Consider the following 17,815-nt stretch of genomic DNA (forward strand, 5'->3'; position numbering starts at 1 on the left):
CTGTTGATTTAGATGCCCCCTGCATGGATTTGGAAAGGATTTTCATATTGAGAGTAATTAAAAATATTGAAATATAAGTGATTTTAGGGAAGTACTTTTAGGTATTTCCAATGTCATGATTTAAAAATGGGGCAAAAACGAATGACTCTCATTTGGTTTGAAAACCTATAATATCTAATGATTATGCTATACTAGAAATATAGTGTTGTTATCAATAAATATCAGTGCGAGACTAATCGGAGGATAAAATGGAAAAACAAATTAATGAAAAAATTATCGAAATGGATAGGGAATATCCCTTTTTATTTTGCTTTAAATCAGATTTTTGGATGGAATAGTAGATGATAAGACAAAATATCTTTGAACATACAAAAAGACAAACGCCAAAAATGACGTCTGTCTACGTTCTGAGGTAGCCTTTAGGCTCCCTTTTTTCTTAGAAAATACCGATGAGTAATTGCATGCCAAGACTAGTCAGGATGATAGCAATCCAGCAAAGGGCTCCAAGAAGAATGGATTTTCCACTGGATTTGATCATAGCAACGAGGTTAGTTTTGAGACCAATAGCACTCATAGCCATGATGATGAGGAATTTGGAGAGCTGTTTGAGAGGTGAAAAGAAGCTATTGCTAACACCAAAAGAAGTAAGGACGGTAGTTAGCAGAGAAGCTAGGATGAAGTAGAGAATGAAAACGGGGAAGATTTTTTTAAGCTTTACTCCTTGGTTGTTGTCTTGTTGACGGCTTTGCCAATAGGAGAGGAAGAGAGTAATAGGGATAATAGCTAAGGTACGAGTCAGTTTGACAATGGTTGCAGATTCTAGAGTATTGGTATGATACAGACTATCCCAGGCGCTAGCTGTGGCTGTTACAGAGGAAGTATCGTTGACCGCAGTACCCGCAAAGAGAGCAAAACCTTCGTTGGAGAGATGGAGCCAAGAACCTAGAGTTGGAAAGATAAGAGCTGCCAAGACATTGAAGAAAAAGATAACAGAAATGGCTTGGGCTACTTCTTTTTCCTTGGCGTGAATAACAGGAGCAGTCGCTGCAATGGCAGAACCGCCACAGATAGAAGAGCCTACCCCAATCAAGGTAGCTAGCTTTGTATCCATGTTAAAAAATCGTTGGAAAAAGAAAGCAATAATTAAAGCGATAGAAATAGTCGAAAGGATGACAGGAAGGGAAGATTTTCCAACTGCGAAAACTTGAGAGATATTGAGTCCAAAACCAAGTAAGATAACAGCATACTGAAGCAATTTTTTGGAGCTATAAGTCAAACCAGCATCCAGTTGTTTATAGGGAGTGAGAAAGGGGTAGAGAATCATTCCGATAAAAATGGCGAAAACAGGTGCTCCCACAACAGGCAGAAAGCCTCCTAAAACCCAAGAGATGATAGAAATGATCAGACAGGCTAACAGTCCTGCCCAATTTTTTGATAGAAATGACATAAAAACCTCCGAAAATAAATACCCCTTATTATAATCTTATTTATCAGAAAAGTAAAATAGAAAATAGAAAGTAGGAATAAGGTAGTAAATTAACGGAATTTTGCGGTCAGAGAGCTTTTTGTAATATAATAGATATATGTTCTTTGATCAATAAGGATGCAAATGTGGCATATGTTATTGAAAAAAATGAATTTGATGAGCCTGGACATGTGAAGTAATTATGTGAGATAAGAAAATAAATAAGAGAGTTGAAAATGTACTGATCCCAAAAGTTAGATTTTTTTCTGTCTAACTTTTGGGATCAGTACATATCCTCGCTTTTTTAATCTAATAGGTCCTTATTTTCAATTAAGAGTTCTAGTGGGGATTTATCTCTTGCTACAATAAAACCAGGTTCATATTGGTTATGAAATGTTCTTTTCTGAGAAGTTGGATCAATATACAACTCATCTCCATCTTCTGTGTATAGTTGGTTGCCTCTTGTTAGGTAAAGTAAATCCTCTAAGTACTGTCCATCAGTTTCTAGAAAATGTTCGATGTATTTGACAGCCTTTAAGATCTCACTTACTTTATCAGAGTATTCATTCGATTCAAGAACACTCTTTTCTAATTCAATCTCCTTACTTGTTCCAAAAAGTTGAGTTGGAGTTGCATTAAAATATTCTGCTATCTTATCCAAATTTGCAAAGGTAGGATAGCTTTTTTGTTTTTCGTAGTCAGAGATGTCTGGAAAGATTGCTCATAAAAAAATGTGGGGCAAATGATGGGGCAAATCAGTTATAGACAAACAAAAAAGCCTTGTAAATCAAGGCTTTTTCCTGTTGTATGTAGATGCCCCCTACAGGGCTCGAACCTGTGACCCATAGATTAAGAGTCTACTGCTCTACCAACTGAGCTAAGGAGGCAAATATAAAAAGCTGTATTGGTGCCGATACTTCACGATTTGTATTGAACCCGCGCAATTAAGCAGGTGGGCAACTCGCTCTGACTTAGCTGCTTCCGCGTGAAACGGCCTGCATACTGCCAGAAGTCTTTTGTTTCCCTAATAATACAAAAAATAGTCGGTCAACACTTAAGTGTGAAGTCGTACACCACAGCGTTTCTATATGTATATGATACCACATTTTGAAAATATTTCAAGGAAAAATCTCAATTTTTTGAAACCGATGTCACTTTTTCTTAAATTGATCAATCTTCTCCTTGGTGGCTCCGAGAGCACGCTCGTACTTGCCATTTTCATTGGGAATAAAGTAGGAAGCGTGTTTGAGCTTGTCTGGCAAGTAGTCCTGATTGACCCAGTTGCCAGGGTAGTTGTGAGGGTATTTATAGTTTTGCGCATTTCCCAGTTCCTTGCTTCCAGCATAATGACCATCGCGGAGGTGGCGAGGAATAGGAAGGTTGCCAGAACTTCTAAGATCAGCCAGCGCCTTGTCCATGGCAACGTAGGCTGAGTTGGATTTCGGCGAAAGGGCTAGATCGATGACGATGTTGGCGATGAGAATGCGGGCCTCAGGAAAGCCGATGCGCTCAGCTGCTTGTAACGCTGTCACGGTATGAATCTGCGCATCTGGATTGGCCAGACCGATATCCTCATAAGCGATGACAGTCAAGCGACGAGCTAGGCTGGGTAGATCTCCGGCTTCGATCAAACGAGCTGCATAGTGGAGACTAGCATCGACATCCGAACCACGGATAGATTTTTGCAGAGCAGAGAGCACGTCGTAGTGGCCGTCTCCATCTTTGTCCATGGTGATGTAGCTGCGCTGGAGACTGTTTTCCATGATCTCTAGCGTAATATGGCGAATTCCTTCTGCATTTTCAGAGGTCGACAGCACCGCCAGATCGAGAGAATTAAAGGCAGAGCGAAGATCTCCATTGGTTGAGGTAGCGATGAAATCCAAAGCGTCCTCATCGAGCACGACTGGAAAATCAAAGCCACGGTCGGGATCATCCAGCGCCGTTTTTAGAGCTTGCTTGACCTCCTCCGTCGTCAACGGTTCCAGCTCAAAGATTTGTACGCGGCTACGAATAGCGGGTGTGACAGAGAAAAAGGGATTTTCAGTCGTTGCACCGATCATGATGACCAGACCGCTTTCGAGCAAAGGCAGGAGAAAATCTTGCTTGGTTTTATCGAGGCGATGGATTTCGTCCAAAAGAAGGACCAAGCCACCAGAAAATTTGGCCTCCTCTGCGATTTCTTGTAGGCGTTTTTTACTGTCAACCGTTGCATTAAAGGTCCGAAAAGCATACTTAGTGGTTCCTGCGATCGCAGAAGCAATACTGGTTTTTCCGATCCCCGGAGGTCCATAGAGAATCATAGAGGACAGACGATTGGCCTCGACCATGCGGCGGATGATTTTTCCCTCCCCGATGAGATGCTCTTGACCGATGACTTGATCGATCGTTCGTGGTCGCATACGGAGTGCGAGATTGTCGGGCATTTCCTTCTCCTTTCTATCTTTGTCTCCTTTCAAAGAGGCGGTTTTTATGGTAAGATTGTAGTAACTATTGTATCATATTCCGCTCTAAGAGTGGGAAATTAGAAAGAGGACGCTATGTCTAAATACGGATTTTTGGATGTTTTAGAAGAGGAGATGGACAAGGTTTTTCCTTTTGATTTTGAGATCAATTGGGATAAGAAAAACCATGCGGTAGAAGTGGCTTTTCTCTTGGAAGCGCAGAATACGGGAGGGGTTGCACTGGTTGATGAAGCTGGCGAAGAATCTGATGAGGATATTTTCTTTGAAGAAGCCGTGCTCTTCTACAATCCAGCCAAGTCTCATGTGGAAGAAGATGCCTATTTAACGGCGATTCCTTATGAGCCTAAAAAAGGCTTGTCTCGTGAATTTCTAGCCTATTTTGCGACTTTTCTTCGGGATACAGCTGAGTTGGCCTTGGATGAACTCATGGATTTCTTAGCAGACGAAGAAGCAGAGAGCTTTGAGATCGTCTGGAACCAAGAAGCCTTTGAAGAAGGGAAAGTTGGCTTAGAAGAAAGTACTTTTTATCCCTATCCGAGATATTAAGAGGCAAAGCTCATGCTTGAAGATTGCTTAGAAGCACGGTTCGAATTTACGGGTTGTAAAATTGTCTTGATTTGTGAGGGTCGAATTCTGACCATTTTGCGCGATGACAAACCAACCATTCCCTATCCCAATATGTGGGACTTGCCAGGTGGTGGTCGTGAAGGAAATGAGACCCCTTTCGAGTGTGTGGCGCGTGAGGTTTATGAGGAATTGAGCATCCAACTGTCGAAAGAGGAAGTGATCTGGTCTGGGATCTATCCCAGTATGCTAGATGGGAACAAGAAATCTGTCTTTTTAGTTGGGAAGTTGACGCAGGAACAGTTCGAAAGTATCATCTTTGGAGATGAGGGACAGGGCTATAAGTTAGTGAGCTTTGAAGAGTTTTTAACTTCAGATCGAGTTGTTCCCCAATTGCAAGAACGAGTGAGGGATTATGTGGAGAAAAGTTTATGATAACACTTGAGAAAGCAGGAGCAGAGGATTTAGAAACCATTATTGCCATTCAAAGAGCCAGTTTTAAGGCAGTCTATGAGAAATACCAAGACGAATACGATCCTTATCTGGAGGACCGTGAACGAATTAAGTGGAAACTAGTCGAGCGTCCCAATAGCTATTACTACTTTGTAAAAAAAGATGAAGAAAACATCGGATTTTTACGAGTTCAGACCAATGAAGAGTTAACGAAAGCTTGGTTGGGGACCGCAGCGATTTTGCCCCAGTATCAAGGAAAAGGGTATGGTTCTGAAGGATTGCGCTTGCTAGAAGAGGAATTTTCAACCGTTTCACAATGGGATTTGTGTACGGTGTTACAGGATGCAGGCATGGTTACTTTTTACGAGAAAAACGGCTATCGTCAAACCCATATCGAGCCTGAAAAAGAAGGCATGGATATGGTCTACATGAAAAAATTGATAGAGAAATAGAAAGGATGGTTCGGTTAAATTTCTAAACTGAACCCGCCCTAAACACTGTGCCAAAAAGATAAACTTCTCTTAGACACAAGCGTCTTCAGAGAATTTCCTATTTTGGCTTTGTGTTTTACGGGCTTGGTATATTAATGATGGAAACATGGCAAGAGCTAAAAGTTACAGTGAAGCGTGAGGGTGAGGAACTAGTCTCCAACCTCTTGATCGAATTAGGCGCCCAAGGGGTCGCAATCGAAGACAGCATGGACTATGTGGGCAACGTCAATCGCTTTGGTGAGATATTTCCTGATGTCGAGCAGCAAGAAGAAATCGTGGTGACAGCCTACTACCCGGAAACGGTTGATGTAGCAGCGGTTGAAGCGGACTTGCAGGCTCGTCTCTCAGAATTGACCGACTTTATGGACTTAGGAGAGATTAATATTGGCACGACTGCCTTGGCTGAGGAAGACTGGGCCGACAACTGGAAGAAATACTATGAACCAGCTCGCATCACTCATGACTTGACCATCGTGCCGTCATGGACAGACTATGAGGCAACGGCGGGAGAAAAGATTATCAAGTTGGATCCTGGTATGGCATTTGGAACTGGAACTCACCCAACAACCAAGATGAGTCTCTTTGCCTTGGAGCAGGTTCTTCGCGGTGGCGAAACGGTGCTAGATGTGGGAACTGGTTCAGGTGTCCTCTCCATTGCTAGCTCCCTTCTTGGTGCCAAGGAAATCTTTGCCTATGACTTGGATGATGTAGCGGTTCGTGTCGCTCAGGAAAATATTGAGCTCAATCCGGGTATGGAAAATATCCATGTTGCCCCAGGCGATTTGCTGAAAGGTGTGGAGATTGAGGCAGATGTCATCGTGGCCAACATCTTGGCGGACATTCTGATTCATCTGACAGAGGATGCTTATCGCTTGGTCAAGGACGAAGGTTATCTCATCATGAGTGGCATTATCAAGGACAAGTGGGACATGGTGCGTGAGTCGGCTGAGTCAGCTGGATTTTTCCTTGAAACCCACATGATCCAAGGGGAATGGAATGCCTGCGTCTTCAAGAAGACCAAGGATGTCTCCGGTGTGATTGGAGGCTAGCATGCAGCAGTATTTTGTAAAAGGCTTGGCTAGCTCACCTGTCACCATAGAGGACAAGGAAACCAGCAAGCACATGTTTCAGGTCATGCGCTTAAAAGAAGGGGACGAAGTTACTCTAGTCTTTGATGATGGGATCAAGCGCTTGGCGCGCGTGGTCAATGTGGAAGCCCGTCAATTGGAGCTAATCGAAGAATTAGCTGATAATGTGGAACTGCCAGTCCAAGTGACCATTGCATCAGGCTTTCCCAAGGGAGACAAGCTTGAGTTCATCACTCAAAAAGTAACGGAACTCGGTGCTAGCCAAATCTGGGCCTTTCCTGCAGACTGGTCCGTTGCCAAATGGGATGGCAAAAAATTGGGTAAAAAGGTCGAAAAACTAGAAAAAATCGCCCTTGGAGCAGCCGAGCAAAGCAAGCGGAATTTGGTCCCAAGCATTACCCTTTTTGAGAAAAAGGCAGACTTTTTGGATCAGTTAGAACAGTTTGATCGGATCGTGGTGGCTTATGAAGAGTCGGCTAAAGAAGGAGAGGCAGCAGCTTTACTTCAGTCTCTGACCGGATTGGAAGCTGGAAGCAAATTGCTCTTTATCTTTGGGCCAGAGGGAGGCCTCTCCCCTGCAGAAATTGAAAGCTTTACAGCTAAAGGAGCAGTGTTAGCAGGACTTGGACCTCGCATCCTGCGAGCAGAAACAGCCCCACTCTACGCTCTTAGCGCAGTGAGTGTTGTTACAGAATTAATGAACTAACGAAGTGAAGGAATCGCTTCGTTAATTTTTTTACAAAAAACTTTTACGAATGATGAAAAGCAAGGTGGATCCCAGAATGATCTTCGAGAAGTATCCGTATATTAAAGTAGCTTCATTGGTTCCCATCTGCTGCTAAAAGTGTTAAAATAGTATCCAAGAAACTGGAGAAAATACATGCCGAAAGAAGAGAATTTAACAGGGGACCAAGTCGTTGCCCTTACAAAAAAATATTTATCACCTGAAGATGTTGCTTTTGTGCAAAAGGCTTTGGTCTATGCGGTTGATTGCCATAATGGGCAATTCCGTCAGTCTGGCGAGCCTTATATCATCCACCCAATTCAAGTGGCAGGAATCCTTGCCAAGCTGAAACTGGATGCTGTGACAGTCGCCTGCGGCTTTTTGCATGATGTCGTAGAAGATACGGATGCGACTTTAGATGATTTAGAGCGCGAATTTGGTCATGATGTGCGCGTGATTGTCGATGGGGTGACCAAGCTCGGGAAGGTCAAGTACAAGTCCCATGAAGAGCAGTTGGCGGAAAACCATCGCAAGATGCTCATGGCCATGTCTCAAGATATCCGTGTCATTTTGGTCAAATTGGCAGACCGCTTGCATAATATGCGTACCCTCAAGCATTTGCGCAAGGATAAGCAAGAACGCATTTCGCGTGAGACCATGGAGATCTATGCACCGCTAGCCCACCGTCTCGGGATTTCCAGCGTCAAGTGGGAGCTTGAGGATTTGTCCTTCCGTTATCTGAATGAAGTTGAATTCTACAAGATTTCGCATATGATGAAGGAAAAACGTCGCGAGCGAGAAGAGTTGGTCGAAGAGGTTGTCCACAAGATTGAGACCTATGCTGGGGAACGCCATCTGCATGGGAAAATTTATGGTCGACCAAAGCATATCTATTCGATCTATCGCAAGATGCAGGATAAAAAGAAACGCTTTGATGAAATTTACGACTTGATTGCCATTCGCTGTATCCTGGATACTCCAAGCGATGTCTATGCCATGCTGGGATACATCCATGAGCTCTGGAAGCCAATGCCGGGGCGTTTTAAGGACTATATTGCCAACCGGAAGGCCAATGGCTACCAGTCCATCCATACGACTGTATATGGCCCTAAAGGACCGATTGAATTCCAGATCCGAACCAAGGAGATGCACGAGGTTGCCGAATACGGGGTTGCGGCTCACTGGGCTTACAAAAAAGGCATCAAAGGTCAAGTCAACAGCAAGGAATCGGCTATTGGGATGAACTGGATCAAGGAGATGATGGAACTCCAAGACCAGTCAGGCGATGCCAAGGAATTCGTGGAAAATGTAAAAGAAGACATCCTGGCAGAAGAGATTTACGTCTTCACTCCAGATGGAACTGTGCGCTCGCTTCCCAAAGATTCCGGACCGATCGATTTTGCCTATGAAATCCACACCAAAGTTGGGGAAAAAGCGATTGGTGCTAAGGTCAATGGCCGGATGGTGCCCCTCAATACCAAACTTCGGACGGGAGATCAGGTGGAGATTATCACCAATGCCAATTCCTTTGGTCCGAGTCGTGACTGGTTGACCCTTGTTAAAACTAGCAAGGCGCGCAACAAGATCCGTCAATTCTTTAAAAATCAAGACAAGGAATTGTCTATTAACCGTGGCCGTGACCTCTTGATGGCCCAATTCCACGAGCATGACTTGGTAGCCAATAAGTTCATGGACAAAAAGCACATGGACAAAGTGCTACAAAAATCAAGTTACAAGACAGAAGAAGCCTTGTTTGCGGCGATTGGTTTTGGAGAGATTGGGGCTATTACCATCTTTAACCGCTTGACGGAGGATGAACGCCGAGAAGAAGAGCGGGCTAAGGCACGCGCAGAAGCAGAAGAGCTAGTCAAAGGTGGCGAGGTCAAGGTTGAAAATAAAAAAGACACCTTGAAGGTCCGTCATGAAGGTGGCGTGGTTATCCAAGGAGCTTCTGGACTCTTGATTCGGATTGCTAAGTGCTGTAACCCAGTTCCAGGCGATGAAATTGTCGGCTACATCACCAAAGGACGTGGTGTCGCGATTCACCGCCGAGACTGCATGAATCTTCGCGCTCAAGACAACTACGAGCAACGCTTGATTGATGTAGAATGGGAAGATAACAACACGACTAAAGACTACATCGCCCATATCGATATTTATGGACTCAACCGTGCCGGACTTCTGAACGATGTACTCCAAGTCCTCTCCAATACAGCTAAGATGATCTCAACTGTCAATGCCCAACCAACCAAAGACATGAAATTTGCCAATATCCACATTTCCTTTGGGATTCCGAACCTATCGATGTTGACAACGGTTGTGGATAAGATTAAGAGTGTGCCGGAGGTGTACTCTGTTAAGCGTACCAACGGCTAGTCTTCTACGAAAATCGACTTCATACTGCGTTAGTTTCGACTGGCCTAACTACAGTTATGCCTGCGTCTCACTGCCTTGTCTGATGTCGATTTTCTTTGAAGAAGGTAGGACATGCTCAGAACTCTTTTATTGTTTGGTTAGCTAGTCTCGCCGTACTTAAGTACTGTCTCGCTGCCTCGCACTAAAAGCAACTGAACAGCCTTTACTTTTCAGATAGTATGCCTGCGTCTCACCACCTTGTTTGATGTCGATTTTCTTTGAAGAAGCTAGGATATGTTCAGAACTCTTTTATTGCTTGGTTAGCTCGTCGTCTGTGGTTGATGTTCTTTCAAGGGTAGTAGTGAATGCCAAATAGATTTATAAAATAGGATAATCAAATGAAATTAGTGATTCAACGGGTTAAGAGTGCCTCAGTTTCCATTGATGGTCAAGTCTACAATGCGATCCAGCAAGGCTTGTTGCTCCTAGTGGGAGTGGGGCCTGAGGATGACCAGAAGGATTTGGATTATGCGGTCCGCAAGGTATCGCAGATGCGGATTTTCTCAGATGAGGAAGATAAGATGAATCTTTCGGTCAAAGATATCCAAGGGGAAATCTTATCGATCTCTCAATTTACCCTCTTTGCGGATACCAAAAAAGGCAACCGTCCTGCTTTTACAGGGGCTGCCAAGCCAGAGATGGCCAGTCAGTTATATGATGCCTTTAATGATCAATTAGAAAAAGAAGTCCCTGTCAAACGAGGGATCTTTGGGGCCGATATGGCGATTGAATTGATCAATGATGGTCCAGTGACGATTTTGTTAGATACAAAAAATCCATAAGTAAGAAAACATGCAGTCGGATTAGACTGCATGTTTTTCAATATAGAGTTGTTGGGCGATCACTTGGTTGATAGAAATTTCTTGTCCATGGATGACTAAGTGATAGAGGCCTGTGTAGTCATCATATCGTTGAAACGCGATAGTATCCCCAATCTGGAGATGGATCTGGTCTAAGAATTTTAACAATTCATAGGTGTCATGGACCCTTTGCAGAATATAGAGACCAGGTTGGATCGCTTCGCTGAGACGGTCTTGGTAGGCTTCGACAAGCCTTTCGCCTTTCTTTGGAATTGTCCCACCGTGAGGGCAGGTCTTAGGAGTTCCAAGCATGTGATCCAGCTGGTCAATGAAATGTTCAGAAACGGTATGCTCGAGAACTTCTGCCTCTTCATGGACTTCTTCAGTTGTATAGTCAAGTTTTTCCAGAAGAAATACTTCGATCAAGCGGTGCTTGCGGTAGAGATCAGAGACCAACTGCGATCCTAGATCCGTTAGCAAATACCCACGAGACTTGTCCTTCACCAAGAGACCCTCTGAGATCATGCGCTTAATCATCTCGGTCACAGCGGGTGGAGAGACCTGCATGCGACTCGCGATTTCCTTGTTGCTAATTTTTTCTACTTCTGTGCCAATTTCATAAATGCACTTGAGGTAATCTTCTTTGTTTGGTGTCATGCTTTCCTCTTTTCTTCGCTCACTTCTAGTATATCAAAAATATCCTCAAAAACGCTAGTGGAGTAATGAGAATTGTCTCAAGCTCCAAAAGATGGTAGTATAGTAGCATAGAAAGGACGGCACTATGAACAGACGGGAATTAGTGAGATTAGGCTGGAGAGAGAGTAGTTTAGCCTATCTAGAGAAGCACTTGCAGGGATTGAAAGATCCACAAGCCTACCAAGAACAATACCAGTCTGTCTTTTTCTTTGCCAGTCCTCTGTTTCAAAACATGTGGTTTCAAGAGATCAAAGATCTAACGGAAACGGCTGCCCAAGACTTGCTGAGGGGAGTCATGAAAATTCTTCTTATGCCAAGTGACCTGTCCGGAACTTGTGAAGAAACAGCCTTTCTTCTGAGTAGGATGTCTCCAGATTGTCCGCCAGGTTCCGACTTTTGGAAGGCTTTTTCACACGTCGTGCAAATCGCCTTTGAAAAGGATCCCTTAGCAGATCAGTCGGGAGATCAGCTCTTGAAACGCCAGGTTCACCAGTTACGCTACCTACTTTCAAGTTACCAAGCCCAATGGATTCGGACGCATAAGGCCAGAGCTGGACAGACTGACGAGGAGGCCTTACAAGCTTACATACAAAAGGCTAGAGCGGTCACGGTGGATGCTTATGCGGCTGCCCGCCTTCACAATAAGGTCTCCCTAGGGCCAGATGGTCACCTTCATTATCCATCAGGGGCCTCCCAACAAGTCAATTTCAAGGTCTTGTTAAATTTTCATACGGAGTATATTCTCGATCAAGCCGGGCGTTTTCTCAATGAAGTCGATCCAGTAGAAGTTTCTGAAAATGGCATTGTCAATGGGGCTAGTTTTAACTACGGGCTGGCTAGGGGACGGACCCATAAGGACTTAGATATTGACCCCGTCAAAGCTTGGGACCCAGCCTTTCGGAAGCAGGTCCTTTATCGTCAAGGTGTTCGCTATCTAGCCCCTAAAAATGATCGCAGTGTCGAAGGCTACTGGAGTCGAAAAGGGGTCTTTGCACAAGGAGGCAAGAGCTACAAGCAACAAGTGGCACAGCGCGTGCGGAGTTTCCTCAGAGGCATCCCTCGCTTACGCTGGCGCGTCCTCCTACAGAATGGACTTCATCGGATTTTATAGCAATGGAAAAGAGGTCGCAGACCTCTTTTTTCATTTATCCAAGCGCATTGACGGCTTCGATTGCAGCGTCGTAATTTGGTTCGCTGTTGATATTTTCTAGGTATTCAACGTAAGTAACCTTGTTATCCGCATCTAAGACCAAGACAGCACGCGCAAGTAGGTGCCATTCATTGATCAAGAGGCCGTATGCTTTCCCGAAGGAATGGTCGTAGTAGTCTGAGAGCATGATGGCATTGTCGAGCCCTTCAGCAGCGCACCATTTACCTTGAGCAAAAGGAAGGTCGACAGAGACCGTCAAGACGACAGTGTCTTCCATATCCGATAAGGTTTGATTGAAGTGACGTGTTTGAGTGGAACAGATACCAGTGTCAATAGATGGGATGATGCTGAGGACTTTTTTCTTGCCAGCGAAATCAGCTAAAGATTTCTTCTCAAGAGCTGGAGTGATCAATGAAAAATCATGGGCCATTTCCCCTACTTGAAGTTGAGATCCGGTAAAGGTCACAGGGTTTCCTAAAAATGTTGCCATAAAAAGACTCCTTTTTTGTTTTTATTGTACCGCAATACCGGTGGAGGGACCACTGATTTGTTTAGAAATCTGAATGGTCTACTGACTCAATCCTTCTGCGATCTTGTCTAAGTTCCACTTCATCATGCTGTAGTAGCTATCGCCCTTTTCTCCTCCTTTGGCAATCGAGTCAGTGAAGATCTTTGCATAGATCGGGATATTGGTATCCTTAGACACAGTTTTCATAGGACGCTCATCGACACTGGATTCGACAAAGAGGGCCGGTACTTTGGTTTGCCGGAGCTTTTCTACCAGCGTTTTGATTTGGTCAGGTGTCCCTTCTTCTTCCGTATTGATTTCCCAGATATAGGCAGATGGGACGCCGTAGGCTTTGGAGAAGTACTTGAAGCAGCCTTCACTGGTTACAATCATCTTCTTCTCTTCTGGGATATTGTTGAATTTTTGTTTGGCTTCTTGGTCGAGCTTACTAAGTTTTTCAGTATAGGCTGCTAGATTTTTTTCGTAGAAGTCCTTATTTTTGGGATCTTTTGCGATCAATTGTTTGGCAATGTTTTTAGCGTAGAGGATCCCGTTTTCGAGATTGAGCCAAGCGTGAGGGTCTTCTTTTCCAGCTTGGTTTTGGCCTTCCAAGTAGATGACGTCGACTCCGTCGCTAGCTGCGAAATAGTCTTTGTTTTCAACTTTATTGGCATTTTTGACCAATTTAGTAAACCAAGCATTGCCACCGGTTTCGAGGTTGATCCCGTTGTAGAAGATGAGGTCTGCTTGCGAAGTCTTTTTGACATCTTCTGGAAGCGGTTCGTACTCGTGAGGATCTTTGCCGACAGGAACGATACTGTGCAGATCGATCTTATCCTCAGCAATATTTTTAGTTATATCTGCAAGGATTGAATTGGTGGTGACCACTTTCAATTTACCAGAAGCTCCAGAAGAAGAGCCTTTGCTACAGGCCAACAGACCAAATAAGAGCGCCACAAAGAGGGCGAGGATAGAAGCGGTTTTTTTCATGTGTTTCTCCTTTAATGAGATGAAAGAGCGTGCTTATTCTTTCTCTGCTTAGGAGCGATAAAGAAGCTGATGAGAAAGAAGACAGCAGAAGTGAGGACAATACAAGACCCGACGGCGATGTTTAAGCTATAGCCAATAAAGAGTCCCAGGATGGATGCAAGAGCACCTAATCCGGATGAAAGGAGCATCATGGACCAGAGACTATTGGTATAGAGATAGGCCGTCGCAGCGGGTGTAATGAGCATGGCGACGATGAGAATGGTTCCGACACTCTGCATAGCAGTGACAGAAACCAAGGTCAAGAGCACCATAAGGAGGTAGTGATAGACCTTGACCCGGACGCCCATGGATTGAGCCAGAACAGGATCAAAAGATGTGAGCAGTAAGGGTCGAAAGAGTAGGACAATCACCAGCAAGACCGCAGCACCAACACCGATGGTTATCCACATATCCCGGTCTTGGACGGCCAAGATATTCCCAAAGAGGATGTGGAAAAGGTCGGTGGAACTTTTAGCGACTCCAATCAGGATGACTCCTAAGGCGAGGAAAGAAGAAAAGGTAATCCCAATTGCAGTGTCGCTCTTGATGATGGAGTTGCTCTTGATATAGGTGATAAGGACGGACGCCAGGAGGCCAAAGACAATAGCGCCAATAAAGAAATTGATGCCCAGGATAAAGGAGAGAGCCACACCAGGAAGAACTGCGTGTGAGATAGCGTCTCCCATGAGAGACATGCCTCTTAAAATAATGAAGCATCCAACGGCTCCAGCGACAATCCCGATGGCGATGGCTGTGATCAGGGCATTCTGTAAGAAGTGGAATTGCTGTAATCCATCGATAAATTCTGTAATCATCCGACGCCACCTCCTATAAAGAGTTCATGCCCATAGGCTGCATGCAGATTTTCTTTGGTAAAGGTTTCCTCTGTTTTCCCAAATGCAATCAGTTTACGATGAAGGAGGAGGACCTGGTCGAAATAAGCTGGGACCTTGCTGAGGTCGTGATGGACGATCAGAATGGTCTTGCCTTCTTGTTTCAAGGTCTGGAGGGTCTGCATGATGATGTCTTCGCTGACAGAGTCAATCCCTGCGAAGGGCTCATCCAAAAAAATGACATCCGCTTCTTGGACCAAGCAGCGGGCGATCAGCACCCGTTGGAATTGCCCTCCTGAAAGCTGGCCGATCTGGCGATCCGCTAGATCAAGAAGATTGACAAGTTTCAAGGCATTTTCCACTTTTTGGAGATCTTCTTTGCTTTTTCTCTTGAAGATAGAAAGGTGGGGATAAAGACCCAGTGAGATGCACTCTCTCACCGTGATGGGAAAGTGGAAATCAATAGCGGATTTCTGTTCGACGTAGGCCACCCGTTGAAGAACTTGGCTGAGATCTTTTTGATCGAGCTGGACCTTTCCCGCATGAGGGAGAAGTCCTAGCATGGCCTTGATTAGGGTTGATTTTCCAGCCCCATTGGGGCCAAGAATGCCTAGGATGGTTGGACCCTGGATGGTGAGGGAAAGATCCTCCAAGGCCAGTGTTTGCTGGTAAGCAACACTGAGATGTTCAATTTGAATCATGATTTTGCTCCTTTACCATTAATATACATGAATAAAAAAATTAAGTCAAGTTAATTTTTGAAATAATTATACACGAATAAAAAGTTAAGTCAAGTTAATTTTTAAAATAATTCAACTTAAATCTCTTGAAATCATTGAAAAAAGTTCCTATTTTTGATAAGGTTATTACAAAAGAATGAAAGCGAGAAGATCATGGTACGTTTACAAGATGATTTTTATGATTACGTCAATGGGGCATGGGCTGAGACAGCTGTGATTCCAGATGACAAACCGTCAACCGGTGGTTTTATGGACTTGATCCAAGATATCGAAAACTTGATGTTGGATATTACCGGAAAATGGCAAAGAGGAGAAGAATTGCCTGAAGATAGCATTCTGCAAAACTTTGTCAAATACCACAAAATGGTGGCAGATTTTGATGCACGGGAAGCAGCTGGTGTGGCTCCAGCTATGCCCTTGATCAACGAAATCAAGGCCTTATCTTCCTTTGAAGACTATACCAGCAAGTTGGGCACCTATGAGCTAGCTGGCAAACCAAATCTCTTGCCATTTAGCGTGTCACCAGACTTTATGAATGCCCAAATGAATGTCTTGTGGGGAGAAGCACTCGGTTTGATTTTGCCTGATACAACCTACTATGAAGAAGACAATGAAAAAGGACCAGAGTTATTAGCTGTTTGGCGTCAAATGGTTGAAAAACTCTTGGCAAAATTCGATTTCTCAGAGGAAGAAATCAAAGATATCCTAGATAAGGTCATTGCGGCTGATGCAGAATTGGCCAAATATGTCTTGTCAAACGAAGAAAAATCAGAGTACAACAAACTCTACCATCCTTATGAATGGGCAGATTTCAAGGCCTTGGTTCCAGAATTGCCACTCGATACTTTCTTTACAGAAGTGATCGGACAAACGCCAGATACTATCATCGTGCCAGAAGAGCGTTTCTGGAAGGAATTCGCACCAACATTCTACTCAGCAGCCAACTGGGAAACCCTTCATGCTAAATTGAAACTCGGCGCAGCTCTTTCTTGGACTTCCTTCTTGACCGAAGAAATCCGTGTCCTGTCTGGTGAATATGGACGGACCATCACAGGGACACCAGAAGCACGTCCGAAAGAAAAGGCAGCTTTGGCTTTGGCAGAAGGACCTTATAGCCAAGCGCTTGGGCTCTGGTATGCGGGCGAAAAGTTCTCACCAGAAGCAAAAGCAGATGTAGAGCACAAAGTAGCGACCATGATTGAGGTCTACAAGGATCGTCTTGAAAAAGCAGACTGGCTCGCTCCTGAAACCCGCGAAAAAGCCATTGTCAAACTCAATGTCATCACACCGCATATCGGCTACCCTGAAAAATTACCAGAAACATACGCCAAAAAGATCATCGACGAGAGCAAAAACTTGGTAGAAAATGCCCAAAAATTGGCTCAAATTTCCATTGCCCATACTTGGAGCAAGTGGAACCAACCAGTCGATCGGAGCGAATGGCACATGCCAGCTAATATGGTCAATGCCTACTATGATCCGCAACAAAACCAAATCGTCTTCCCAGCAGCGATTTTACAAGCACCTTTCTATGACCTTCACCAATCATCATCAGCCAACTACGGCGGAATCGGTGCAGTCATTGCCCATGAAATCTCCCACGCCTTTGACACCAATGGAGCATCCTTTGATGAGCACGGTAGCTTGAAAGACTGGTGGAAGCCAGAAGATTACGAAGCCTTTACCGCTCGGACTCAAAAAGTCATCGATCAGTTTGAAGGACAAGACTCTTACGGTGCCAAGATCAACGGGAAATTGACCGTTTCTGAAAACGTAGCAGACCTCGGTGGTATCGCTGCAGCCCTTGAAGCCGCTAAGAAAGAGGAAGATTTCTCAGCAGAAGAATTCTTCACCAACTTTGCTCGCATCTGGCGCATGAAAGCTCGGACAGAGTACATGCAACTCCTCGCAAGTGTCGATGTCCACGCACCAGGAAAACTCCGCACCAATGTCCAATTACCAAACTTTGACGAATTCTTTGAAACCTTTGATGTCAAAGAAGGCGACGGCATGTGGCGCGCACCAGAAGATCGTGTGATCATTTGGTAAATCAAGATACTAAGCCCGTAAAAAAAGCGAGAAGAAAATAGGAGATTGACCATGTGGGCCATGCCCACCAGGCAATCTCTCTTTTTCTCGACGCTTTTAGGGCGAGTTCAATTTCGCGATACTAGTTTTGTTGATCAAAGGAAGTAGTCTCAACTTCAGTTAAGCGATTGATTTTCTTGATTGCTCGTGAAAAAAATAAAAATCCCCAGAGTTAAGTTTCAACCTACTGAAACTAGCTTTGGGGATTTTTGATAATAAGATACATCAAATAAAAATGAAACGCTTCCAATGACTGCGTGAACAGATAAATTTAATTGATTGGAGCCTTGTATAATTCTTTGAATTTCA

At 44.2% G+C, this 17,815-nt stretch carries 17 protein-coding genes, 1 tRNA gene and 1 other RNA gene; 9 read left to right on the forward strand and 10 right to left on the reverse strand.

The genetic code is table 11. From position 1 onward, the window contains the following. Positions 1–436: 436 nt before the first annotated feature. The 5 genes from HMPREF2918_RS04950 to HMPREF2918_RS04970 form a co-directional block, all read right to left on the reverse strand. Positions 437–1,447 carry a YeiH family protein gene (locus HMPREF2918_RS04950; protein ID WP_031576934.1) on the reverse strand — a complete coding sequence of 337 codons (1,011 nt, stop codon included), beginning with the start codon at positions 1,445–1,447 and terminating at the stop codon, positions 437–439. 322 nt (positions 1,448–1,769) lie between these two features. Further along, a complete protein-coding gene (locus HMPREF2918_RS04955; RefSeq protein ID WP_081103087.1) occupies positions 1,770–2,183 on the reverse strand; it encodes a helix-turn-helix domain-containing protein in 414 nt (137 codons plus the stop codon). A 96-nt stretch (positions 2,184–2,279) separates the two neighbouring features. Then, positions 2,280–2,352, reverse strand: a tRNA-Lys gene (locus tag HMPREF2918_RS04960). 5 nt (positions 2,353–2,357) lie between these two features. Next, positions 2,358–2,550, reverse strand: a non-coding RNA gene (gene ssrS / locus HMPREF2918_RS04965) — 6S RNA. A gap of 66 nt (positions 2,551–2,616) precedes the next feature. Next, a complete protein-coding gene (locus tag HMPREF2918_RS04970; protein WP_070594742.1) occupies positions 2,617–3,888 on the reverse strand; it encodes a replication-associated recombination protein A in 1,272 nt (423 codons plus the stop codon). Positions 3,889–4,002: 114 nt separating this feature from the next. Here HMPREF2918_RS04970 and HMPREF2918_RS04975 point away from each other — a divergent pair, with 114 nt between their 5' ends. The 7 genes from HMPREF2918_RS04975 (at position 4,003) to dtd (ending at position 10,444) form a co-directional block, all read left to right on the forward strand. Then, positions 4,003–4,473, forward strand: coding sequence for a DUF3013 family protein (locus HMPREF2918_RS04975; RefSeq protein ID WP_070594743.1), 471 nt, complete (start codon positions 4,003–4,005; stop codon positions 4,471–4,473). 12 nt (positions 4,474–4,485) lie between these two features. Continuing rightward, positions 4,486–4,926, forward strand: coding sequence for an NUDIX hydrolase (locus HMPREF2918_RS04980; RefSeq protein WP_070594744.1), 441 nt, complete (start codon positions 4,486–4,488; stop codon positions 4,924–4,926). Then, entirely contained in the window at positions 4,923–5,396 is a 474-nt protein-coding gene (locus tag HMPREF2918_RS04985) for a GNAT family N-acetyltransferase (protein ID WP_070594745.1), read from the forward strand. The genes HMPREF2918_RS04980 and HMPREF2918_RS04985 overlap by 4 nt, the downstream gene beginning before the upstream one ends. A gap of 137 nt (positions 5,397–5,533) precedes the next feature. After that, positions 5,534–6,484 (forward strand): 50S ribosomal protein L11 methyltransferase, encoded by a 951-nt coding sequence (gene prmA, locus HMPREF2918_RS04990; protein WP_141751587.1) that lies wholly within the window; start codon positions 5,534–5,536, stop codon positions 6,482–6,484. A gap of 1 nt (position 6,485) precedes the next feature. Further along, on the forward strand, positions 6,486–7,229 hold the full coding sequence (locus HMPREF2918_RS04995; protein WP_070594747.1) for a 16S rRNA (uracil(1498)-N(3))-methyltransferase: 744 nt from the start codon (positions 6,486–6,488) through the stop codon (positions 7,227–7,229). Between the two features lie 174 nt (positions 7,230–7,403). Further along, entirely contained in the window at positions 7,404–9,623 is a 2,220-nt protein-coding gene (locus tag HMPREF2918_RS05000) for a RelA/SpoT family protein (RefSeq protein WP_070465231.1), read from the forward strand. 377 nt (positions 9,624–10,000) lie between these two features. Further along, positions 10,001–10,444, forward strand: coding sequence for a D-aminoacyl-tRNA deacylase (dtd, locus tag HMPREF2918_RS05005; RefSeq protein ID WP_070594748.1), 444 nt, complete (start codon positions 10,001–10,003; stop codon positions 10,442–10,444). A gap of 21 nt (positions 10,445–10,465) precedes the next feature. Here dtd and HMPREF2918_RS05010 read toward each other — a convergent pair whose 3' ends face one another. Then, a complete protein-coding gene (locus tag HMPREF2918_RS05010) occupies positions 10,466–11,119 on the reverse strand; it encodes a metal-dependent transcriptional regulator (protein WP_070594749.1) in 654 nt (217 codons plus the stop codon). A 124-nt stretch (positions 11,120–11,243) separates the two neighbouring features. Here HMPREF2918_RS05010 and HMPREF2918_RS05015 point away from each other — a divergent pair, with 124 nt between their 5' ends. Further along, the gene (locus HMPREF2918_RS05015) at positions 11,244–12,269 is read left to right on the forward strand and encodes a DUF3114 domain-containing protein (RefSeq protein WP_049491047.1); all 1,026 of its coding nucleotides are present in this window, start codon (positions 11,244–11,246) and stop codon (positions 12,267–12,269) included. Between the two features lie 34 nt (positions 12,270–12,303). Here the strand turns inward: HMPREF2918_RS05015 and tpx are convergent, their stop codons facing one another. From tpx to HMPREF2918_RS05035, 4 genes are all read right to left on the reverse strand, one after another. Next, the gene (tpx, locus tag HMPREF2918_RS05020; protein ID WP_049491046.1) at positions 12,304–12,798 is read right to left on the reverse strand and encodes a thiol peroxidase; all 495 of its coding nucleotides are present in this window, start codon (positions 12,796–12,798) and stop codon (positions 12,304–12,306) included. 78 nt (positions 12,799–12,876) lie between these two features. Beyond that, the gene (gene fimA / locus HMPREF2918_RS05025; protein WP_070594750.1) at positions 12,877–13,806 is read right to left on the reverse strand and encodes a metal ABC transporter substrate-binding lipoprotein/fibrin-binding adhesin FimA; all 930 of its coding nucleotides are present in this window, start codon (positions 13,804–13,806) and stop codon (positions 12,877–12,879) included. A gap of 11 nt (positions 13,807–13,817) precedes the next feature. Then, positions 13,818–14,660 (reverse strand): metal ABC transporter permease, encoded by an 843-nt coding sequence (locus HMPREF2918_RS05030; protein ID WP_003004302.1) that lies wholly within the window; start codon positions 14,658–14,660, stop codon positions 13,818–13,820. After that, positions 14,657–15,379: a metal ABC transporter ATP-binding protein gene (locus HMPREF2918_RS05035; RefSeq protein WP_023919584.1), complete on the reverse strand. Its 723-nt coding sequence runs from the start codon at positions 15,377–15,379 to the stop codon at positions 14,657–14,659. Before HMPREF2918_RS05035 ends, HMPREF2918_RS05030 begins: the two co-directional genes overlap by 4 nt. Positions 15,380–15,571: 192 nt before the next feature. Between HMPREF2918_RS05035 and HMPREF2918_RS05040 the strand changes: the two genes are divergently transcribed. Next, positions 15,572–17,467 carry a M13 family metallopeptidase gene (locus HMPREF2918_RS05040; protein WP_049482786.1) on the forward strand — a complete coding sequence of 632 codons (1,896 nt, stop codon included), beginning with the start codon at positions 15,572–15,574 and terminating at the stop codon, positions 17,465–17,467. Positions 17,468–17,815 lie beyond the last annotated feature (348 nt).

It is taken from the genome of Streptococcus sp. HMSC065C01, from assembly GCF_001813525.1.
GTDB classification, from domain to species: Bacteria; Bacillota; Bacilli; order Lactobacillales; family Streptococcaceae; genus Streptococcus; species Streptococcus parasanguinis_V.